The following is a 20,149-nucleotide window of genomic DNA, read 5'->3' on the forward strand; positions in this document are numbered from 1 at the left end:
CAGTTAAGTTCAATAATACTTAAACCTTTATATTATAGAGCTTTTATGAAGTTTTTAATCTTTTAACTGTAAATTGTCAACTATACACTGTCAACTGACACGAAAGTGTCGCAATATCTCTAGAAGGGGTGAATATATGGAACGTATATATATAGACCGTCAGCTATGTGAAGCATGTAAAGGGTGTATGCTAGCTTGTATGGCTAAGCATAATGGTGAGAATATCGATACACTGGATTTATTAGATACAAGTAATCAGTCAGCTAATTTAATTGAACAGAGCAGTCAAGGAGAAGTAGCTCCAATCTTCTGTCGCCATTGTGACAAGCCAGAATGTGTTGAAGCCTGTATGTCTGGTGCTTTAACTAAGGATAAAGAGACTGGGATTGTCTCTTTAGACCAGAATAAATGTGCAGGATGTTGGATGTGTGTGATGAGTTGTTCCTATGGAATGATAAATAAGGATACTAATGCTAATGTTGCTTTTAAGTGTGACTTATGTAAGGATAGAGAAAAGTCAGCCTGTATAGAGAACTGTCCCACAGGGGCTATAGAATTGATTGAAGTAGGGGAGGGGAGAGCATGAGATATGTAATTGTTGGTGCTAGTGCAGCAGGAATTAGTGCTGCTAAGAAGCTACGAGAATTAGATGATGATAGTGAGATAACTATTATCTCTAAAGATGATAAGGTCTACTCCCGTTGTATGCTCCATTATCTAATTGGTGGGCAGAGGGATGTAGAGGAATTAAACTTTATCCCTAAAGACTTTTTTATAGAGAATAAGATTAACTGGATTAAAGGGAAGACTGTTAGCTCTGTTGTACCTAATCAAAAGTCACTTATATTAGAGGATGGAAAGAGTATCTTCTATGATAAGTTATTGCTAGCTACAGGAGCAAGCTCTTTCTTCCCACCTATTGAAAATTTGTCTGAGACTGAAGGTATCTATGGATTGAGAAATTTAGATGATGCTCTAGAGATTAAAGATTCAGCTAAAGAGATTGAGCAAGCTATAGTTATTGGAGCAGGGTTAGTAGGAATAGATGCAGCGATAGGGCTAGCTGAGCTAGGAGTTAAAGTATCTGTTATTGAGATGGCAGATAGAATCTTACCACTGCAGCTAGATGATAAATTAGCAGCTAAATATCAGGCTAAGTTTGAAGAGAGTGGTATTGAGATAATTACCAATGCTAGAGCCAATAAGGTCTTAGCTGATAATGAGAATTATGTTAGAGGTTTAGAATTAACTGATGGTCAGATAATAGATGGAAAGTTAATTGTAGTAGCTACAGGTGTTAGACCAAATATAGGTTTGATTAAAGGTACAGAGATTGAAGTTGATCAGGGCATAATAGTTGATGAATATCAACAGAGTAGTTTAGAAGATATTTATGCAGCAGGGGATGTGGCTCAGTCAAAGGAGTTATTTACTAACGAATTAGCTCTAACACCTATCTGGCCTTTAGCTATTAAACAAGGAGAGGTAGCTGCCTGTAATATGGTAGGAATCACCACTAGGCTAAGTGATAATTTTGCCTATCAAAATTCAATGCGTTTTTTAGGATTATCAACTATCACTTATGGTTTAATAGAAGCAGAGGATGATGGCTATCAGACTTTAATTAGAGAGGATAAGGATAACTATCAAAAGTTAATCCTACAGAATAATAAATTAAAGGGAGCAATCTTCCAAGGAGAGATAAATGGCTCAGGGGTTTATGGGAGATTGATTAAAGATAAAATAGACTTAAGTGATAAGCTAGATGATATCTTCAATTTGACATATGCTGATTTCTTTAAAGAGAATAAGGATGGAGTTTTTAGTTATTAAGCTTAGACCTCGAATCTTTCGAGGTCTTTTTTTGGATGATTGGATAATAGTAAGATGATTTAAATAAACTAAATATATCTTAAATTCTAGAATAAGTAATAGACAAGTTTACCTTAGGAGGGTTAAAATATGAAAGAACGGATAAGTAGCCAACAAATCTTTTATTTAAGCATAATAATAGTTATGCCCACACTTATCCTATCAGTGCCAGCCAGTTTAGCTAAAGATGCTGGAACAGCTGGATGGATATCAATTATATTAGGTGGGTCAGTAGTTGCAATTCTCCATTATATTCTTTTAAAACTTAGTTTAGATTTTTCTAATTATAGTGTTATAAAGGATTTTAAGATTATTTTGGGTCCAATTTTGGGAAGGATAATTCTTCTTCCTTATATTATTGTAATTGTACTTGATACTCCATTCATTCTTCTTGAAACTGTTGATTTTATTAATTTTAATATGTCTGAAGTAAATACGATTTTCTTTTATGTTACTATAAGTATATTAGCTGTTTATTTAGTAAATAATGGTGTTGAAGTTTTATCAAGAATGTCAAAAATTGTGACAATAATAATGATTTCTATTATTATTATTATAATCCTATTTATTATATTAAAGAGTAATACAGTAGACTGGAATAGACTTCAGCCTTTAAAGTTTAATTTAAAATCTATTATTAAAGCAAGTATTTTACCGATGCTTTGGCTTATTATGATACCTAATCTCTTATTAATGTTTAAACCCTATTTAACAGAAAATAAACAAAGTATAAAAAAGAGTTTATATGCAAATATATTTGTTCAAGTGGCAATAGCTTTTTTATTTATAATTACTATCATTACTTTAAGTATTAATTTAACCTCATTATCGAAGTTCCCTGTGTATGATGTTACTAAACTGACTATAAGAGGATTTGAAGTTATAGTTTTTGTTACTTGGGTTATGGGTACATTTTTAAAGGTATCATTATTTTATTTTGTTTCTACTAAGATTATTGCAGAATTATTTGAACTAAATAATTCTAAAAGTATTCTTATACCACTTGCTATTTTAGTTACAGCTGTCGCTATTTTCTCGTCTCAAAATATATTGTTAGAGAATATTTTAGGAAACATTATAGTAGCTCAATTATTTTTTGGGTATGGATTATCATTGATATTATTTATTGTTGTCTATTGGCTATTTGGTAAGAGAAAGAATATAAAAGATAGTTAAGTTAGCTCTTTAAAAAATTTAGTTCAACTTATATATGGAAAAGTTTAACATTAAAAAATATAATTAATCACTCAAAATAATAAGACTAAAATAATTTTTTATGTTTTGATGTTTCATCTTTGTTAATCCGTGTCTAATAATTTTTTTTATTTTATATACAGATATTAGATTGTACAATTTTTATTTATTTTATTTACATTATTTTTTAAATGAGAGATCATAATTAAGCATAAAAAATAGTTTAAATTTTTGATTATTCTCCTTTAAAGAGTTATTATAATAAGAGGGGAGGGAAGATTATGACAGTTGCCATAGAAATCGAACATGTTAACAAAAATTATGGTGAGTTAAAAGCTCTAAAGGATATAAATTTAACTATTCAGCAAGGAGAATTTTTTGGATTATTAGGACCTAATGGTGCTGGTAAGAGCACCTTGATTGGAATTTTAGGGGGATTAGTTAATAAGGATTTTGGGAGAGTTACTGTTCTAGGTAAGGATATTATCACTAATTATAGAGAGACTAAAAAATCCTTAGGAATTGTTCCACAAGAGGTTACCTTTGACCCTTATTTTAATGTCAGAGAGACCCTTGAGATTCAGTCTGGTTACTTTGGAATTAAGAATAATGATAAGAAGATTAATGAACTTCTTGAGGCTTTAGGACTTACTGATAAAGCAGAGATAGGACCACGCCAATTATCTGGTGGTATGAAAAGAAGGTTATTGATTGCTAAAGCTTTGGTACATGACCCAGAGATAATCGTCTTAGATGAACCTACAGCAGGGGTGGATGTAGAGTTGAGAAATAGCTTATGGGATTATGTTATCAAGCTTAATCGCCAAGGAAAGACGATTATTTTAACTACCCATTACTTAGAAGAGGCAGAGACATTATGTGATCGGATTGCGATTATGAATAAAGGTGAAATAGTTAAGATTGATACCAAAGAGAATTTAATCAACTCTATTGATAAGAAGGTTATTAGTGTCAAATTTGCTGATTCAGTTATTGGATTATCGGAAAAACTAGCAGAAACTAACTGTAAAATAGATGAAGAGAATAATAGAATCGAGATAGAAGCAAGTAAGAATGATCTAGATGATCTGCTTAAATTTATTAATAATTTAGACTTACATATTGTTGATATGAATATTGAGAGTGCAAAGCTAGAAGATGTCTTTATTAAGTTGACTAATTTAGGGGGTGATGACAATTAATACTGTTACTTTCTATAGTCTTGTCAAAAGAGAGGTATCTAGATTCGCTAAGGTGGCTATTCAGACTATCTTTGCCCCTTTAATCTCTACAGGATTATATCTGATTATCTTCTCTTATTCTTTTAAGAGTAGAGAGGTTGTAGGATATGGAATCCCTTATATTAATTTTATCGTTCCAGGTCTGATTATGATGAGTTTAATTCAAAATTCCTTTGCCAATACATCATCATCTTTGATCGGAGCTAAGTATAATGGTAATATTATTGACTTCTTATTGGCTCCTTTCTCCTATATTGAACTTACTTTAGGTTTTATGATTGGTGGAATTGTCAGAGGTATGTTGGTAGGTAGTGTAATCTATTTGGTATCTATCTTATTTTATGGAGGAGAGGTTGCCCATCCTTTATTAGCAATCTTATTTGCCTTTATGGTTTCTGCAATCTTCTCTTTACTAGGAATTATTGCAGGTTTATGGGCTGAGAAGTTTGACCATGTCTCTATCTTTTCTAACTTCTTTATTACACCTTTAACCTTCTTAAGTGGTGTATTCTATTCTGTTAAAGGGTTACCTGGTATTTGGAGTAAGGTCTCCTTATTTAATCCAGTCTTTTATATGGTAGATGCTACTAGATATGCTTTTGTAGGTCAATCTGATATAAATCCTAGCGTTTCAGGAATAATAATTGGGGGTTTGGTTATTGGATTATTACTTTTAGTTACTTATTTATTTAAAATAGGATATAAGGTTAAGAGCTAAAATGTATTATTCATCACTTAAAAAAATATACAATTTGTTATATAATTAGATTAATATTCTAGATAGCTTAGAAATTAACTAAATAAAGCTTGATTTGTTATAATGATATATTACTTTTAAACCCTCAGAGAAATTTGCAGGTTTTTATAATAGTATGAAGAAATTATATATTTATATGATTTTATTTAGAATACTAACTCTTTTTATAAAGTGGTGGTAACTTAAGATGGGATTAATAGATTATAAAGCTGAAGAGATATGCCCTGATTTAATTGTTGATAAAGGATTGTTATTGAAATTTAAGGAGCAGTTGAGTCTACCTGATTATATAATAGAGCAGTTGATAATTAAATATAACGGGGAAAAGACTAGTGATAAAGAGGTTCAACTGATTGCTCAAACTATTAAGGATAAGATAGTTAAAGCTAGGGACAGTTTAGAGGTACAATCTAGGATTATAGAAGAGGGTAGTAGTTTGGTTATAGATAAGGTTAGAACTATCTTCAATAATGACAAACAAGAGTACCAATGTCAGTTATCCAATTTAGATATTAAAGATGTAATTATCCCTCGTAAATTAGCTATAAAGTATACTTATCTGTTAAATAATAGTCTGTGGTCAGAAATTAAGTTAAAATATTGTAATGAAAAGAAGAGGTTTGAAATTGAAGAGTTAGAGCCTCTTGAATTTAAGGATTTTAATTTAGAGGATTTTAAAGAACGGAGAAAGAAATTTACTACTTTTCAATGGACTTGTCTGCTGTTAAGAAGTGTAGGTCTTGAGCCTTTAGAGCTATCTAAAAGGAAGAAACTATTGTATCTAAGTAGATTAATCCCCTTTGTTGAAAAGAATTATAACTTTGTTGAATTGGGCTTAAGGGGGACAGGCAAGTCTTATTTATATCGGCAGTTCTCTAGAGAATCAATCTTGGTTTCAGGAGGAAAGACTACAGTAGCCAATCTATTTTACAACATGGGGACTAGAACGATTGGATTAGTTGGTGATAATGATGTTGTTGCCTTTGATGAGGTAGCATATATAGACTTTAAAGATAAGACAGCAATTCAGATTTTAAAGGATTATATGGAATCTGGCTCTTTTAGTCGTGGCAAGGAAGAGATTAATACCGATGCTTCAATGGTCTTTTTAGGAAATATTAATGAGGATATATCTATGTTATTAAATAGGAGCCATTTATTTGCCCCTTTGCCAGAACTGATGCAGGATATAGCCTTAATTGACCGCTTCCATTTTTATTTACCTGGTTGGGAGATGGACAAGCTTAAAGATAATAAGTTTACCAAGCATTATGGGTTACAGAGCTCCTATTTAGCTACAGCTTTAAATCACTTGCGTGAATTAGATTTCACCCAAGTGGTAGATGATTACTTTCTGCTAGATGATAAGCTGGATATTAGGGATGAGCGAGCTATTAAGAAAACCCTTTCTGGATATATTAAGTTATTACATCCTGCTGGGGACTTTACTAAAGAGGACTTAAAGCTGTACTTAGATATTGCTTTAGAGGGAAGGAAGAGAGTTAAAAAGCAGTTGATTAAGATGGGGTCCTTTGAATATAAAGAAGTTGGCTTTAAATATATAGATATAGAGTCAAAGGAGGTCTATCGTACTTTCCTTCCTGAAGCAAAAACAGGGCTTAAGTATAAAATCTTACCTCCAGGGACTGTTTATATCGGCGAGGTTGTTGGTGATGATAAATTTGCCTTGTTAAAGCTAGAGATACATTGTAAGGCTGGAAAAGGGAAGCTAATCTTTAGAGGAGAGCTTGACCAAGGGTTAAAGAAGAATATTAGAAAGACTTTTTTAATTATTAAGGCTAAAAGGTTACATGGAGATTTGAAGGAGCAACTCAATAATAATGATTTTTATGTTACAGCTACTCCAGTTTTAAATGAAGTTACTTCTGATATAAGCAATCCCTTTTTGATTGCAATCTACTCCTTATTAAATAACAAATCTGTGGCTGAAGGATTACTAGTTACTGAAAATAGTAGTTTTTATAGAAAGTATAAGGTCAACCAATCTATCAAGACAATTAAAGTAGAAGGGGATAATGGACAGATTAAAATTCTATTTCCACTAAAGAGTAATATCTTTGTGGAGGTTCCTAGTAAGATAGGCTTTGATATCTTATCATTTCTAGTTGTTTAAGGGTTTGAATATATTCAAACCCTTTTTTTGATATAATAATTATATTATTTATTGTTAATTTGCTAGTATAGATAAGTAATGTCAAAGTGAGGCGTAATAGAGATAATGGGATATTCAGTAACTAGTGACAAGTGATGAGTAACCAGTAAAGAACTTAACTTTTCACCTGTTACTCGTCACTCGTTACTGTCTGAATATACCCATATACCAACTCAAAGCCAAAGGAGGTTGAAATGATGAAAGAGAAGGTCTTTAAAGACCCAGTACATAATTTTGTATATGTTTATGATCAAGTTATTTTAGACTTAATTGATAGTAAAGAGATGCAACGGTTAAGAAGGATTAAGCAACTGGGTATATCTTATGTAACCTATCATGGTGCTGAACATAGTCGATTTGCTCATTCTTTAGGAACTTATGAAGTGATGAGAAAGATTATATCTAAGCTAGCCCGTAAAGGAGAGTTGGTCTTATCAGAAAAAGAGGAACTATTATGTAAGGTTACTGCCTTGTTACATGATATAGGTCATGGTCCTTTCTCTCATTCTTTAGAGAGTGTCTTTGGTGGCAATCATGAGCTTTGGAGTAAGAGAATTATAGCTGGTGATAGTGAAGTTAATAAGATATTAGCAGAGGTTAGCCCTGATTTTCCTAATGAGGTAGTACAGGTCTTAGATGGAAAGCACCCTAATAAGCTGATAGCAAGCTTAATATCAAGCCAGATTGATGCTGATCGGATGGATTATCTATTACGGGACTCTCAAGCAACTGGGGTTATATATGGAAACTTTGATTTAGATAGGATTATTAGGGTAATGAAGCCTACTGAAGGACAAGTTCTATTTAGAGAAGCAGGAATGCACTCGATTGAAGCTTATATCTTAGCCCGCTATGCTATGTATTGGCAAGTCTATTTTCACCCAACTAATCGTAGTGGAGAGATAATTTTGAAGAAGATATTTGAAAGGGTAGTTGATCTCTATGAAGCAGGATTTGATTTTTATTTACCAGAGAGTTTGAGAAATATTTTAAGAGGAGAGATAAATCTAGTTGATTATTTAAGATTAGATGATTCTTTAATCTTAACACTCTTTCAAGAATGGAGAGATTGTTCTGATCAAATCTTAGCTGATTTAAGCTCTAGAATCTTAGACCGCAGACTCCTAAAGAGAATCGAATGTGAAGATAAGGATGGATTATATGAAAGGTTAATACCATTATTTGAGAAGGTAGGAATCAACCCTAAATATTACTTAGTTATAGATCATCCATATCATATTCCTTATGATTATTATCAACCAGAGGATGAGCATAGCAAGAATCCAATCTATCTGCAGAGTAAAAATGGAAGTATAAAAGAGCTCTCTCAGCTGTCAGATCCAGTGAAGGCTATAGCTGGTAAAAGAGAGGTTATGTATAATCTCTACTATCCAAGGGAGCTTATCTTAGAAGGTCAAGGACAAGAATATGAAGAGATTCGGCAGATATTAGGGTATTAATAAAATGACCTTTTAAATAATATTTGAATATAATATAGTTGACTATATTATTAGAAAGGAGTGAGGTTATTATGTTAACTTCAGACCAAAAGATTTTAGCTACTATTGCTCATATAGGAATTTTATTTGGAGCACCGATTTTGGCTCCATTAATTATCTATTTATTGAGTGAAGACTCTTTTATTAGGGTTCAAGCTAGAGAAGCTTTATTCTTTCAAGGGGCAATGGTAGTGGCTACAGTGATTAGTGCAGTCTTAACTTTTGTGCTGATTGGTTTTGCTTTTTTAGCAGTAATTGGTCCTCTATCGATTATTGCAGCTATTGTTGCTACTGTGAAAGTATGGAATGACTATGACTTCTCTTATCCAATTACAGGTAAATGGGCTAGGAGATTGTAGTGTTAGTAAATTTGACAACTCTACCTTAGAATGTTATCATAATTAGAGCATATATAAAATAAAAAGGTTTTTGGAGGGGATCTCTATGTTGAACTTAGGCGAAGCATTTGCCAAAGCGGGAGTTGTTGATGATAGTAGAGTAGAGAAAGTTAATAAAGAAGCTAGAAAAGCTAATACAAGTAATAATACTACTAAAGTGGTAGAAGATGATGGAGAAAGATTAAATGGTCAAGTAAAATGGTTTGATAGTGAAAAAGGATTTGGTTTTATTGAAAGAGAAGATGGAGACGATGTATTTGTTCACTTCTCTGCAATCAATGAGGATGGATTTAGAAACCTTGAAGAAGGTGAAGATGTAGAATTCTCTATTGAGGAAACTGATAAAGGACTACAAGCTCAGAATGTAGTTAAGCTATAAATCTTAAAAGAGTGCTTAGGGATTTCCTAGACACTCTTTTTTTATTTATAGGGTCATAAGTAGAATAGATATCTAGGAAGTGATGGGTGAGAAGTAACTAGTGATGAAAAAAGATTTCTATTTCTTACTCATCACTAAATTATCGTAACATCTCTGAATTGAAATCCTATATATAGTAGAAGATATATATAGGAGGTGGAAAGATGGCTAATTCAATTACTGTTCTAAAAGGTAAAGATAGAGTTAAGAAAATAGAGCTAGAAGAGTCTACTGGAATAGTTAAAGATGTCTTTTTAGATATCAAAGCACAGAAAGGTAGTATTCCCAATCTCTTTAAGACTTTAGCTCATAAACCTCAAATCTTAAGGTCAACTTGGAATCGGATGAAGTCTATTATGAAGGATGAAGAATTACCAGTAAAGGTAAAGAAGCTAGTAGCTTTACGAGTATCCATCTTAAATAATGCTGAGTATTGTATCAATGCTCATTATAATGGCTTGATCCAGTTAGGTTATCCACCAGAAGTATTGGAGAAAGTTAGAGAAGGAGATTATCAGTTATTGACTGAGGTGGAAGCTAGAATCTTAGAATTTGTAGATAAAGCTACTAATAATTTTTGGGAATTAGGTGATGATGATTTTGATGAACTAGCTCTACAAGAAGAGGAGCTATTAGAGTTAATAGCAGTAATTGATTTATTTTCAGGGTTAAATCGTACCACAGCAATATTGGATATAGAAAAAGATTAACCTCCATGGAGGTTAATCTTTTTATTTATGATATAGCACTCTTTAATACTTCTAATTTGATTAAGTGGCGTTTCTCTTCAATTATTAATTTTTCTAAAGCATCAAGGGTCTGTTCATCGATCTCCATCTCTAATAATTCACTATAAAGTAATAGAGAGTTCTTTTCAGCCTTAATACCTACCTCAATCGCTTCAAGTAGATTGTGAGCGATATCATCAGTAACCTCTTCATCATCAGGAAATATCTTAGTATCGACCAAAGCACGTAAATATTGATTGACCTCTGGGTCATATAGATAGTCTCTGGTGATACTTTTATCCTCTTCATCAAAGATTTCTAGTAACCTTTTAAAGTATTGATAATGCTCTTGTTCGTCCTCTTGTAATTCTTTGAAAACCGCCTTAACTTCTGGTTCAGAGTTGACTTCTACACATCTTTTATAGAAGTTCTCTCCTTGTTTTTCAACATTCATAGCAATCTTTAATATCTCTAAAGCATTAAATTGAGTTGACATAAATTACACCTCCTCTCTATATAATACTAAGTTTTGATAGGTTTATCAATCATAGCTATTAAAGTAACACAATTCAAATAATTCTACTTACTTTAATTTAAGGCACTCTTAAATTGTAGAGTATTTAGAGGAAAAAGAACTCCCACATTCAATTTCACTTATAATTAAGACCATAAACATAAAGATTAGTAATGAAAATTTTATGAATTTTAAATTGTTTTTTTATCTAAATCTCTTAATTCTATCGTTAATGATATAACTAAACTTTTAAATCATATTTTTTATTTTGGATAAAAATATCTTTAATTAGTAAAAATAAAGGTTATAAGTGTGAGATCAATTTTGAAATAGTTGTTTAGATTAAAGGTAAGCTGAATTAATTTTATATTATCAAGAATTATCTATATATAAACCGATAAAGATTTCATATTTTTCGCCACAGATGAACATGGATTTTCACCGATTAAAACTAAACAATGATTATATTTTTAACTAGTTTTTCATCTATGTGCATCTGTGTTAATCTGTGGCTAATTATTTAATTTCTTTTTCGTGTTCTATATATCATAATAATATTTTTAATAATTATTAGCTAAATAGTTAAAGTTATTAATAAACATTATTATCAGAATAGATGATTAGATGAAGCAGAAAATAAGTTGGTTTTCAAGTCTTTTGGATCTCGATAGGCTTAATATTGCCAACTGTCGTTGTGGGGATACCAAACTTTGTTCTTATTTAAGCTGGACAGATGGGTTGGATATTTATCATAAGATGGCTACCTTGCTTGGTTTGGAATTGGAGATTATAAGAAAGTAATGATACCCTTCTTTATTTTAATTTTAGGGCTAATCCTTTATGGCACCCAGATGCCTGTACCTAAATTACAGATTAAGTATGCATTATAGGTTTTTTAACAGTAATAAGTTTGCCAACAGTCTTCTTACTTAGCATAGCTTATTTAATGAGTTTCAAAAGGGCTAAAGGGTGAGCATTGAACTCTGTTAAGTTAATAACACCTTATAGTTAGGTGATAAAATGAGTGAAAAGATAAGTAGATTTGAAGTTTTTTTGGATAGGAATAGCAGTTATCCTACCTACTATCGTTATTACTGTTCCAGATATTGTAATTGAAGCATGTGGTGGTCTTGCTTGGGTATCTATGATAGTAAAGAGATATTTGGAAAAATAATTAGGTAAGGTGATTTTGTTGCCATATATTTGCATTTTAATTATCACCAATTCCTTTCTACTGGTCTTTAGTACTGGTTATATTTAATTTGTTATGGAGAAAGCAGGTGTAGTCAGCCTGTGGATTGCTATTAGTATTTTAGTAGCATATTTATCTTATTAGTTGGTATAGTTATTATTTTACTAACAACTCCCTTAGTTATAACTATAAACTTAGATAATTTGAAGCTTTTAATCTTTGACTTTAAAAAGGTTATTGCTAGTAGTTAGCATCTTAGTTATCTTATTAGTTGCTACTTTTGGCAAGGAATTAGCTGTCAAGCTGATTGCCGACTTGTTTGAATTAAAAGACTATAAGAAGATAGTAATACCTTTTTAATTCTTTCTTTAGCAGCATATAGTACCGATATTCGTCTGTGTAGTTTAGATATTAAATATTTTGTTATTGGTGCATTATTAACTGTTAGTCTACCTACTAGTTTATTATTAACACTGGCATATGCTTTAGCCAGTAGGAGGAATGGGTAGATGGATACACAATACTAAAATTTATATTAGGTGATATAATGTCAACGAAAAAGATAAGTAATAAGCAAGCCTTTCTATTGTCATTAAATGTAATCTTAACAACTATTGTATTACTTGTACCAAGTGAAATGATTATGTATGCTGGGAGAGGGGCTTGGATTTCAATTATTTTTGCCAGTCTTTTCATTCTAGTTATACATTATGCAGTATTCAAATTAAGCTGTCAATTCTCTAATCAAAGCCTTGTCCAAGATTGTATAGATATTTTTGGTAAAGTATTGGGAAGGCTGATTTTAATTCCTTTTATCATGTTAAATATACAATTAACTATCTTAATAATATACGAGAGTGTTGGATTTGTAGAATTTGTAATGCCTACTAAAGGAGAAATAGGGATCTGGATTGCTAATGCTTTGATTGCAGGTTATTTGTCTTATAAAGGGATAGAAACAATTATGAGGGTAAATGGTTTTGCAATATTTACTATGTTGTCTTCATTTTTTATCATTATCTCAACAAACTATGGTGTAATCGACTTTGCTAGGTTACAACCTATAGGAGTAGACTTTAAACAGATAGTTAAAGGTAGTTTATTACCATTACATTGGTTTTTAATAATTCCTAATCTATTTCTAGTATACAAACCTTTTTTTAAAGATAAGACTAAGACCCTTAAAGTTAGCTTATTGGGTAATTTAACCAGCATGATTATTATCTCAGTCTTATTAGTTATTACTGTTGCAATATTTGGAAGTCAGCTAGGCGGTAACTTGGAATATTCTTTTTATGCATTGAGTACATTATCTATTAGTGGATTGGACGTAACTGTTTTTCTAGCTTGGATTATGGCAACAATGATTAAGGTAGGATTTTATTACTTTACATCTTTATATTTAATCAAGGAATGGTTTAAGTTAAGTAGTTATAAGAATTTAATTTTACCATTTATGATATTTACAGTCTCTTTAGGTTATTTCCAAACTGATATTTATTATTTAAAGACTTTATTTATATATATTATTACGGTAATTATATTTGTTGTAGAGATTCCCTTTGTTCTGTTATTAATTGGTGCTTATACCTTTAAAATTAGAAAGAAATCTAATTCATAGATATTTAAATAGAATTTATGATAAATTAATAAATAATCTGAAGTTGTATACAATAGGTTCTATAAGTTAAATTTACATCTATTTTGATACTCCTATATACATAAAAAGGATGGGATAATCAATGAGTAAGAAGATGAAAAAACCTTTAACAATAGAAGAGAAGAAGAGAAGGGATGAAGAAGAAGCTTTAGAAAGGTTAGAAGAAAAATATATTAATGATATAGATATTAATAATTTAAAAGTATATAGTAGCCTTGAAAAGAACCTAGTTTATCTTGAGGCTTTATTTAATAAAGCAAGTGATTTTAATACTAGAAATTTTAAGTTAGGTGATGAAAAAGAAGTTAAGGCTACTTTGGTATATGTTCAAGGTATAGTAAATAAAGGTTTTATTAATGATACTATTTTAAGAGAGTTAATGATTATTAGTAGAGACCAAGATATAAAATCATTAGAAAGGTATTCAAATCTGATTGATTTAATAGAAGATAAACTATTGACTATGGGGACTATAAAAAGAAGAGATAGATTTTCTACAATAATTGATGATATGTTATGTGGACATGTGGTATTGTTCATAGATGGCTATGATGAGGTAATTTCTATACCGATTCCAACCCGTGAGGTTAGAAATGTAGCTGAGCCTGAGACTGAAAGTGTTGTAAGGGGACCTAGAGAAGGGTTTGTAGAGAGCATAGACATTAATTTATCTTTAGTAAGAGGAAGAATTAAGACAACTGATTTGAAGTTTGAGAGCTTTAGATTAGGTAGGGTTAGCAAGACTGATATCACCATTGCTTATATTGAGGGTATCGCCCCTCAGGATTTAATAGATGAAGTGATGAATAGAGTTAAAAGGATAGATGTAGATATGGTTAATGAAAGTAGTATTATAGAGCAGCTAGTTGAAGATGATCCCTTCTCTCCCTTCCCCCAAATCTCTAATACAGAACGCCCTGATGGGGTTGCCTCATCTTTAAATGAAGGTAGGGTGTGTATATTTGTTGATGGTACTCCTTTTGTACTTGTTATGCCCAGTGTCTTTGTCCATTTCCTACAGGCAACTGAGGATTATTATCAGAGATTCTTTTTCTCCTCATTTGTAAGAATATTGAGGTTTACAGCTTTTTTAGTTGCTTTACTAGGTCCATCTGTCTATATTGCTATCACTACTTTTCATCAAGAGATGATTCCCACCAAATTACTTTTAAGTATTGTTGCTTCAAGAGCTGGGGTTCCCTTCCCTGCCTTAGTAGAAGCACTAATTATGGAAATTGCCTTTGAATTCTTGCGTGAAGCAGGTATAAGATTACCTAAGACCGTTGGACAGGCAGTCAGTATCGTAGGAGCCTTGGTTGTTGGGGAAGCAGCAGTTCAGGCAGGGTTGGTCTCTCAAGCTATGGTTATTGTGGTGGCATTGACAGGTATTGCTTCATTTATGATTCCAGCCTATAATTTTGCCTTGGGTGTAAGGTTAATTCGTTTTGGAGTAATGTTCCTGGCAGCTAGCTGGGGAATGTTTGGGATTACTTTTGCAATTTTAGCACTGTTAATCCACTTATGTAGTCTAAGAACCTTTGGTATACCCTATTTATCACCGATTACTCCAGTAGATTGGGAAGGTTTAAAAGATTCCTTTGTCAAGGTTCCAGAGTGGTTTAAAAATAGCAGACCACCTTACTTGGTGAAAGATGATAATCAAAGAATTCGCTCTAATATTAAGCCTTCACCAGCCAAAGGGGATGATGAAGATGAGTAGAAAGTTTGTTAGTTTATTCTTATTACTACTACTAGTAGTTAATTTAACTGCTTGTGCTGGAAAAAGAGAGATGGATGAATTGGGGATTGTTGGTCTAACTGCTATTGATTGGGATCCAAAGCGACAGAAATATGAAATTATGGTACAGGTGATTGTTCCTACTAGAGGAGGTGGTGGAATGGGCGGTAGTGGAGATATTCAAATCTGGAATGCTACTGCTACCGGAAACACTTTGATGAGAGCTAGTAAGAATTTGAGATCTAGAGTTTCTAAAAAGTTGGTCTGGTTTCATAGTAGGCTGATAATCATTGGAAAGCGAGCAGCTACAAAGGGTTTAAAGGATATAATCGATTTTTTTGCTCGAAATAAAGAGATTAGGTATAATAGCTGGATTCTAATTACTGAATATCCTGTTAAGGAGACCTTGGAGTCTAATCCACGCTTTGAAGGAAGCCTTCCTGCCGAGATTCAAGGTTTAATTGAGAATAATCAAACAGATTGGGCAGAATCTTATGCTATTAACTTAAAGGACATGTTAATCAGATTAGCCGATGATGATTTTGATGAAGTTACTGGTAAGTTAACCAATCACCGCCCTCAGCTAGCACCAGAAGGAACCTATGAACAGTTAGATTTAGTAAAAAATGTTCCTATTGATTTAAGGGATGTAGTTGCTCTGTCAGGAATGGCTGTTTTAAAGGATGGTAAATTTAAAGGCTGGCTTGATAGAGTAGAATCTAAGGGTTATCTATTTATAGTTGATGAAATTGAAGGTGGAGCTATTGCAGAATATGTTAAGGGAAAGGAGAAGTTTTCAGCAGAGGTATTGAGTAATAAGTCTAAGTTAAAGCCAGAATTTAAGAATGGAAAGCTAAGCTTTAAACTAGAGGTTAAGACAGATGTAACAATCACTGAAGCGATTACTGAGTTAGACCTTACTAAAAGTGAGGATATTAAGTTATTGCAGAAGGATTTAGCTAAACAGATTAAAAAGAACATAGAGATAACTTTAAAGACGGCTCAACATAAGTATAATGCTGATATCTTTGGTTATGGGAATGCTATCTATCGAAGTTACCCTGATAAATGGAAAGAGATTAAGGATGATTGGGATAAAATCTTTCCTACAGTAGTGACAGATATTAAAGTGGAGGTTACTATCAAAAGATTAGGAATGATCTCTCAACCAATCACTAAGCCTCAATAAGGGAGTAGATAACAGATGAAGATAATATCTTTAACCTTATTTTTCATGATTTTAATTTATTTTCAAGCAAAAGAGCTACTTAAGAAAAAGAAATGGAAAGAGTTATTTGTATATACATTATTAATATCGATAGGAGTGTTATATAGCTATGGGGTACTTTTAGATCTATCATTACCTAATCCTATTTTGATATTGTCAAATTTATTTAAACCATTGTATGAATATATTTTTAATCAATTATTAGCATAAAAAGAGTTGAGGAATTCTCCTCAACTCTTTTCTGTATATAATGAGAGAATAGATAGATAATGCGACAGTTTCTACTTTAGTGTACAGTTGACGGTTGACAGGTAACAGTTAAGTTCAAAACCTCAGACCTCACCCCTTAATCCCCCTACAAGTAATACAGTTCAATTACTCTTCGTACACAACCAGTCTCTCCTTAACTAATGAGAGGGGAAACTCTTTCTCTTTTACTTTTCTCCCTTCTCTAAGAGTAGGAGAAGGGTTGGGGATGAGGTGTGAAAACTGTCGCAATAGCCCCATTAAACATCACTCTTCATCTTTGATAAATAATTTCTTTATATAATAAACCACCAGACTGATTATCGGTAGATAAACCCCCACTGCTATATTAATCCAAAGGGAAGGACCTAAGCCAAATTCTAGATGTTGCATTCGACCAGGAGCGATAATAATTGATAGATATCCTGCTATTATAGGTAGTATCATCAATAATCTTTTATAAGAGAGATTAAAGAGATTTGAAAATCCTTTTATAGCACCATACATTAAAAGCTTGATCTTTTCAAATAGAATCAAGGTAGTGCTTAAAGAGATAAAAAAGTCTAATTTTAATAGGTTGCCACCAATTATTTGACCACTTCTAATTAAGGGGTAAGTCGTATTCTCTGCTAATTCTATACCCAAAACTGAAACGATAGTAATAGTATTTATAATTAATATTAAAAATGCAAAGATAATAGCGGTAATAAAATATTGCTTATTCTTTTTATAATCATTGACTCTAGGAAAGACCATAGTAAAGACTATCAGTTCAGCAATAGGAAAAGCGAGAATTCCTGGATATATCTCCTTCCAGATTGGGGTCAGCCCCTCAGCTAAAACAGGTTGTAGGGTTGTAAGATCAGCACTGAAGAATAATAAGTAAAGAGTACTAGGTATTAAGAGTAATAATGCTAGTACAAGAGTAAAGGTGGTAACTCTTCCTATCATCTCAATATTATAATGGATACAATATATTATCATAATAACTATTAATAAGGTAAGTGATTTTATGTCTGTTTGTGTAACTAGAAAATGGGTAAGCTCTCCTGTAAAATCTCTGAGATTTCTAATAGATATATATAAAAAGAAGGAACAATAAATAAAGCTGATTAGCCCTCCTAGATATCTACCGAATATCTGTTCATCTATTTCAATTAGACTCTTATTAGGGTCTATAGAGCTTATCTTTATATAAATTATTGCTACAATAATAGCTAAAGGTATGCCAATTGCCATAACCAGATAAGCATTTTGTTTAGCTCCAATGCCTAGGGGAAATAGGATAGCACTGCCAAGCAGAAAGTTAACGACAATTATAAAGAACTGTGAATTGGAGATTTTTTTCATATAATCACTCCGTACATATATGTAATTAGTATAATTTATTTTTTGTATTTATGATAATTTTATACCATAGTATTCAAATAAAAGTCTTTAACCTACTTTCTATTCATCCAAATCTAGAAGTATGGTTTATGGAGATAAAAATAAAAAAATTTAAATTCACATGTATAACTCCTGTTATTGGTGTCAATGCTATTACTAAGAAAATATGGTATAAAATAGGAGTGATAATATGGAAAAGGTAAAGTTAACTGGGGTTAATACTTCACAATTACCTATCTTATCAAATAAAGAGATGATGGAATTATTCAATAAAATCGATAATGGAGATACAGAAGCCAGAACAGAGATAGTTAATGGTAATTTGAGGTTGGTTTTAAGTGTATTGCAAAGATTTAGAAATAGTAGTCATCCAATAGATGATTTATTTCAAATAGGCTGTATTGGGCTGGTTAAAGCCGTTGATAATTTTAAAGTAAGTAAAGGTGTTAGATTTTCTACTTATGCAGTACCAATGATTTTAGGGGAGATCAAGCGATATATTAGGGATAATCGTGAAGTCAGAGTAAGTCGTTCTTTAAGACAATTGGCTTATCGGGCTTTAAGAACAAGAGACAAATTACGTAAAAAGACTGGAAAAGAACCTAGTTTAGATGAGATTTCAAAGATAATTGATGTTCCTAGAGAGGATATAGTTTATGCTTTGGAAGCGACTAAGAATCCTATCTCTATCTTTACTCCAATCTTTGAAGATGAAGGGGATCAGTTGAGGATAATGGATCAATTAAGTGATGATGGGGAATTAGATTGGACAGAAGAGATTAATATTAAACAGGCTTTTGCCGTCTTATCTGCTAGGGAGAGATTTATTATTAATTTGAGATTCTTTCAAGGGCAGACACAAGCAGAGGTTGCTGAAAGAATTGGTGTATCCCAAGCACAGGTCTCTCGTATCCAAAAGAAGGCTCTACAAAAATTAAGAAATGAAATTGAATTAAAGGAGGAAGCAAAATGAGAAGAGTAAAATTTATATTAGTTATTACAGTTACCTTAATTATATTATCAATACTAGGGAGTAGAACAGCTTTTGTATTAGAGAGAAGAGATTATAATCCTGACAATTTATTGAGATTACATGTTGTTGCAAATAGTAATACCTTGGCTGATCAAGCATTAAAGAGATTAATTAGAAATAAAATTACTGAGTCAACTAAAGAACTCTTTAAAGATGTTAAAGATATAACTGATGCTAGTAGGATAGCTAAAGCCAATATTGGTTATTTAACTCAAATAGTAAAAGAGGAGATCAGCAAAAGGGGAAAAGATTACAAGGTAGCAGTTAAGGTAGAAGAAACATACTTTCCAACTAGAACTTATGGGAGTGTAACCTTACCTGAAGGTAATTATCAAGCAGTCAGGGTGATTTTAGGTGATGGTAATGGAGCTAATTGGTGGTGTGTATTATTTCCTCCTCTATGTTTTGTAGACTCTGCTGATTCAGTAAATGCTACCTCTCCTAATCTGGTTGAAGCAAAGGCTAACAACTCTACTGTAGGAGAAGATAAAGAGATAGAAGTAGAGTTTAGATTAAAATTTTTAGATTATATTAAGGATAATCCAGATTTGATTAAGAAGAATTTAAAACTGGCTAAAATATTCTCTTTTGGTAAATAAGAAAGACCTTGTTAAACCTTCCTAATAACTAAATAATCTTTTCACCAATTGCTATTTATTACATATGATGTTATAAAGTGAATCTTGACGAAGCGACTGTTTTTGTCGCAGAGTCTTAGATGAACTTATCCAGTGGGCAAAGTAGAATCTTGACGAAGCGACTGTTTTTATCGTAGAGTCTTAGATGAACTTATCTTATTTAAGATAGTAGACCTTTTACTGCTAATTGTTATAACAGCTAGATACCCTATTTTTATTAGCATATATGTT

General features: G+C 31.9%; 21 protein-coding genes. 19 read left to right on the forward strand and 2 right to left on the reverse strand.

Translation table 11 applies throughout. From position 1 onward, the window contains the following. The first annotated feature begins 136 nt into the window (after window positions 1-136). From U472_RS01245 to U472_RS01290, 10 genes are all read left to right on the forward strand, one after another. Window positions 137-586, forward strand: a complete 450-nt coding sequence (locus U472_RS01245; RefSeq protein ID WP_068714706.1) for a 4Fe-4S dicluster domain-containing protein — start codon at window positions 137-139, stop codon at window positions 584-586. Beyond that, entirely contained in the window at window positions 583-1,833 is a 1,251-nt protein-coding gene (locus U472_RS01250) for an NAD(P)/FAD-dependent oxidoreductase (protein ID WP_068714708.1), read from the forward strand. The genes U472_RS01245 and U472_RS01250 overlap by 4 nt, the downstream gene beginning before the upstream one ends. A gap of 129 nt (window positions 1,834-1,962) precedes the next feature. Continuing rightward, window positions 1,963-3,048 (forward strand): GerAB/ArcD/ProY family transporter, encoded by a 1,086-nt coding sequence (locus U472_RS01255; protein WP_068714710.1) that lies wholly within the window; start codon window positions 1,963-1,965, stop codon window positions 3,046-3,048. Window positions 3,049-3,347: 299 nt separating this feature from the next. Then, the gene (locus U472_RS01260) at window positions 3,348-4,268 is read left to right on the forward strand and encodes an ABC transporter ATP-binding protein (protein ID WP_068714712.1); all 921 of its coding nucleotides are present in this window, start codon (window positions 3,348-3,350) and stop codon (window positions 4,266-4,268) included. Then, window positions 4,258-5,025 carry an ABC transporter permease gene (locus U472_RS01265; RefSeq protein ID WP_068714714.1) on the forward strand — a complete coding sequence of 256 codons (768 nt, stop codon included), beginning with the start codon at window positions 4,258-4,260 and terminating at the stop codon, window positions 5,023-5,025. The genes U472_RS01260 and U472_RS01265 overlap by 11 nt, the downstream gene beginning before the upstream one ends. Window positions 5,026-5,251: 226 nt before the next feature. Beyond that, window positions 5,252-7,198: a BREX system Lon protease-like protein BrxL gene (gene brxL, locus U472_RS01270; RefSeq protein ID WP_068714715.1), complete on the forward strand. Its 1,947-nt coding sequence runs from the start codon at window positions 5,252-5,254 to the stop codon at window positions 7,196-7,198. A gap of 236 nt (window positions 7,199-7,434) precedes the next feature. Next, entirely contained in the window at window positions 7,435-8,697 is a 1,263-nt protein-coding gene (locus tag U472_RS01275; protein ID WP_068714720.1) for an HD domain-containing protein, read from the forward strand. A gap of 71 nt (window positions 8,698-8,768) precedes the next feature. Next, window positions 8,769-9,095: a DUF4870 domain-containing protein gene (locus tag U472_RS01280; RefSeq protein WP_068714722.1), complete on the forward strand. Its 327-nt coding sequence runs from the start codon at window positions 8,769-8,771 to the stop codon at window positions 9,093-9,095. 196 nt (window positions 9,096-9,291) lie between these two features. Next, complete coding sequence (locus U472_RS01285) at window positions 9,292-9,513, forward strand: cold shock domain-containing protein (RefSeq protein ID WP_068714779.1); 222 nt, start codon at window positions 9,292-9,294, stop codon at window positions 9,511-9,513. Between the two features lie 203 nt (window positions 9,514-9,716). Further along, entirely contained in the window at window positions 9,717-10,262 is a 546-nt protein-coding gene (locus U472_RS01290) for a carboxymuconolactone decarboxylase family protein (protein ID WP_068714724.1), read from the forward strand. A 25-nt stretch (window positions 10,263-10,287) separates the two neighbouring features. Here U472_RS01290 and U472_RS01295 read toward each other — a convergent pair whose 3' ends face one another. Continuing rightward, on the reverse strand, window positions 10,288-10,776 hold the full coding sequence (locus U472_RS01295; protein WP_068714726.1) for a ferritin family protein: 489 nt from the start codon (window positions 10,774-10,776) through the stop codon (window positions 10,288-10,290). Window positions 10,777-11,418: 642 nt separating this feature from the next. Between U472_RS01295 and U472_RS16665 the strand changes: the two genes are divergently transcribed. From U472_RS16665 to U472_RS01315, 7 genes are all read left to right on the forward strand, one after another. After that, window positions 11,419-11,595 carry a hypothetical protein gene (locus U472_RS16665; RefSeq protein WP_176714091.1) on the forward strand — a complete coding sequence of 59 codons (177 nt, stop codon included), beginning with the start codon at window positions 11,419-11,421 and terminating at the stop codon, window positions 11,593-11,595. A gap of 241 nt (window positions 11,596-11,836) precedes the next feature. Next, a complete protein-coding gene (locus tag U472_RS17330; RefSeq protein ID WP_281201044.1) occupies window positions 11,837-11,968 on the forward strand; it encodes a hypothetical protein in 132 nt (43 codons plus the stop codon). Between the two features lie 237 nt (window positions 11,969-12,205). After that, window positions 12,206-12,346: a hypothetical protein gene (locus tag U472_RS16670; protein WP_176714092.1), complete on the forward strand. Its 141-nt coding sequence runs from the start codon at window positions 12,206-12,208 to the stop codon at window positions 12,344-12,346. Window positions 12,347-12,533: 187 nt separating this feature from the next. Continuing rightward, complete coding sequence (locus U472_RS01300; protein ID WP_068714728.1) at window positions 12,534-13,607, forward strand: GerAB/ArcD/ProY family transporter; 1,074 nt, start codon at window positions 12,534-12,536, stop codon at window positions 13,605-13,607. A 121-nt stretch (window positions 13,608-13,728) separates the two neighbouring features. After that, window positions 13,729-15,366 carry a spore germination protein gene (locus U472_RS01305; protein ID WP_083189684.1) on the forward strand — a complete coding sequence of 546 codons (1,638 nt, stop codon included), beginning with the start codon at window positions 13,729-13,731 and terminating at the stop codon, window positions 15,364-15,366. Continuing rightward, on the forward strand, window positions 15,359-16,573 hold the full coding sequence (locus tag U472_RS01310) for a Ger(x)C family spore germination protein (RefSeq protein WP_068714730.1): 1,215 nt from the start codon (window positions 15,359-15,361) through the stop codon (window positions 16,571-16,573). Before U472_RS01305 ends, U472_RS01310 begins: the two co-directional genes overlap by 8 nt. A gap of 15 nt (window positions 16,574-16,588) precedes the next feature. Next, complete coding sequence (locus U472_RS01315; RefSeq protein WP_068714732.1) at window positions 16,589-16,822, forward strand: hypothetical protein; 234 nt, start codon at window positions 16,589-16,591, stop codon at window positions 16,820-16,822. 303 nt (window positions 16,823-17,125) lie between these two features. Here the strand turns inward: U472_RS01315 and U472_RS01320 are convergent, their stop codons facing one another. After that, window positions 17,126-18,208 (reverse strand): GerAB/ArcD/ProY family transporter, encoded by a 1,083-nt coding sequence (locus U472_RS01320; protein ID WP_068714734.1) that lies wholly within the window; start codon window positions 18,206-18,208, stop codon window positions 17,126-17,128. 229 nt (window positions 18,209-18,437) lie between these two features. Here U472_RS01320 and U472_RS01325 point away from each other — a divergent pair, with 229 nt between their 5' ends. Together U472_RS01325 and spoIIR are read left to right on the forward strand one after the other, a co-directional pair. Further along, on the forward strand, window positions 18,438-19,220 hold the full coding sequence (locus tag U472_RS01325; protein WP_068714736.1) for a SigB/SigF/SigG family RNA polymerase sigma factor: 783 nt from the start codon (window positions 18,438-18,440) through the stop codon (window positions 19,218-19,220). After that, window positions 19,217-19,879, forward strand: a complete 663-nt coding sequence (gene spoIIR, locus U472_RS01330) for a stage II sporulation protein R (protein WP_068714738.1) — start codon at window positions 19,217-19,219, stop codon at window positions 19,877-19,879. Before U472_RS01325 ends, spoIIR begins: the two co-directional genes overlap by 4 nt. Window positions 19,880-20,149: the final 270 nt, after the last annotated feature.

It is taken from the genome of Orenia metallireducens, assembly GCF_001693735.1.
GTDB lineage: Bacteria > Bacillota > Halanaerobiia > Halobacteroidales > Halobacteroidaceae > Orenia > Orenia metallireducens.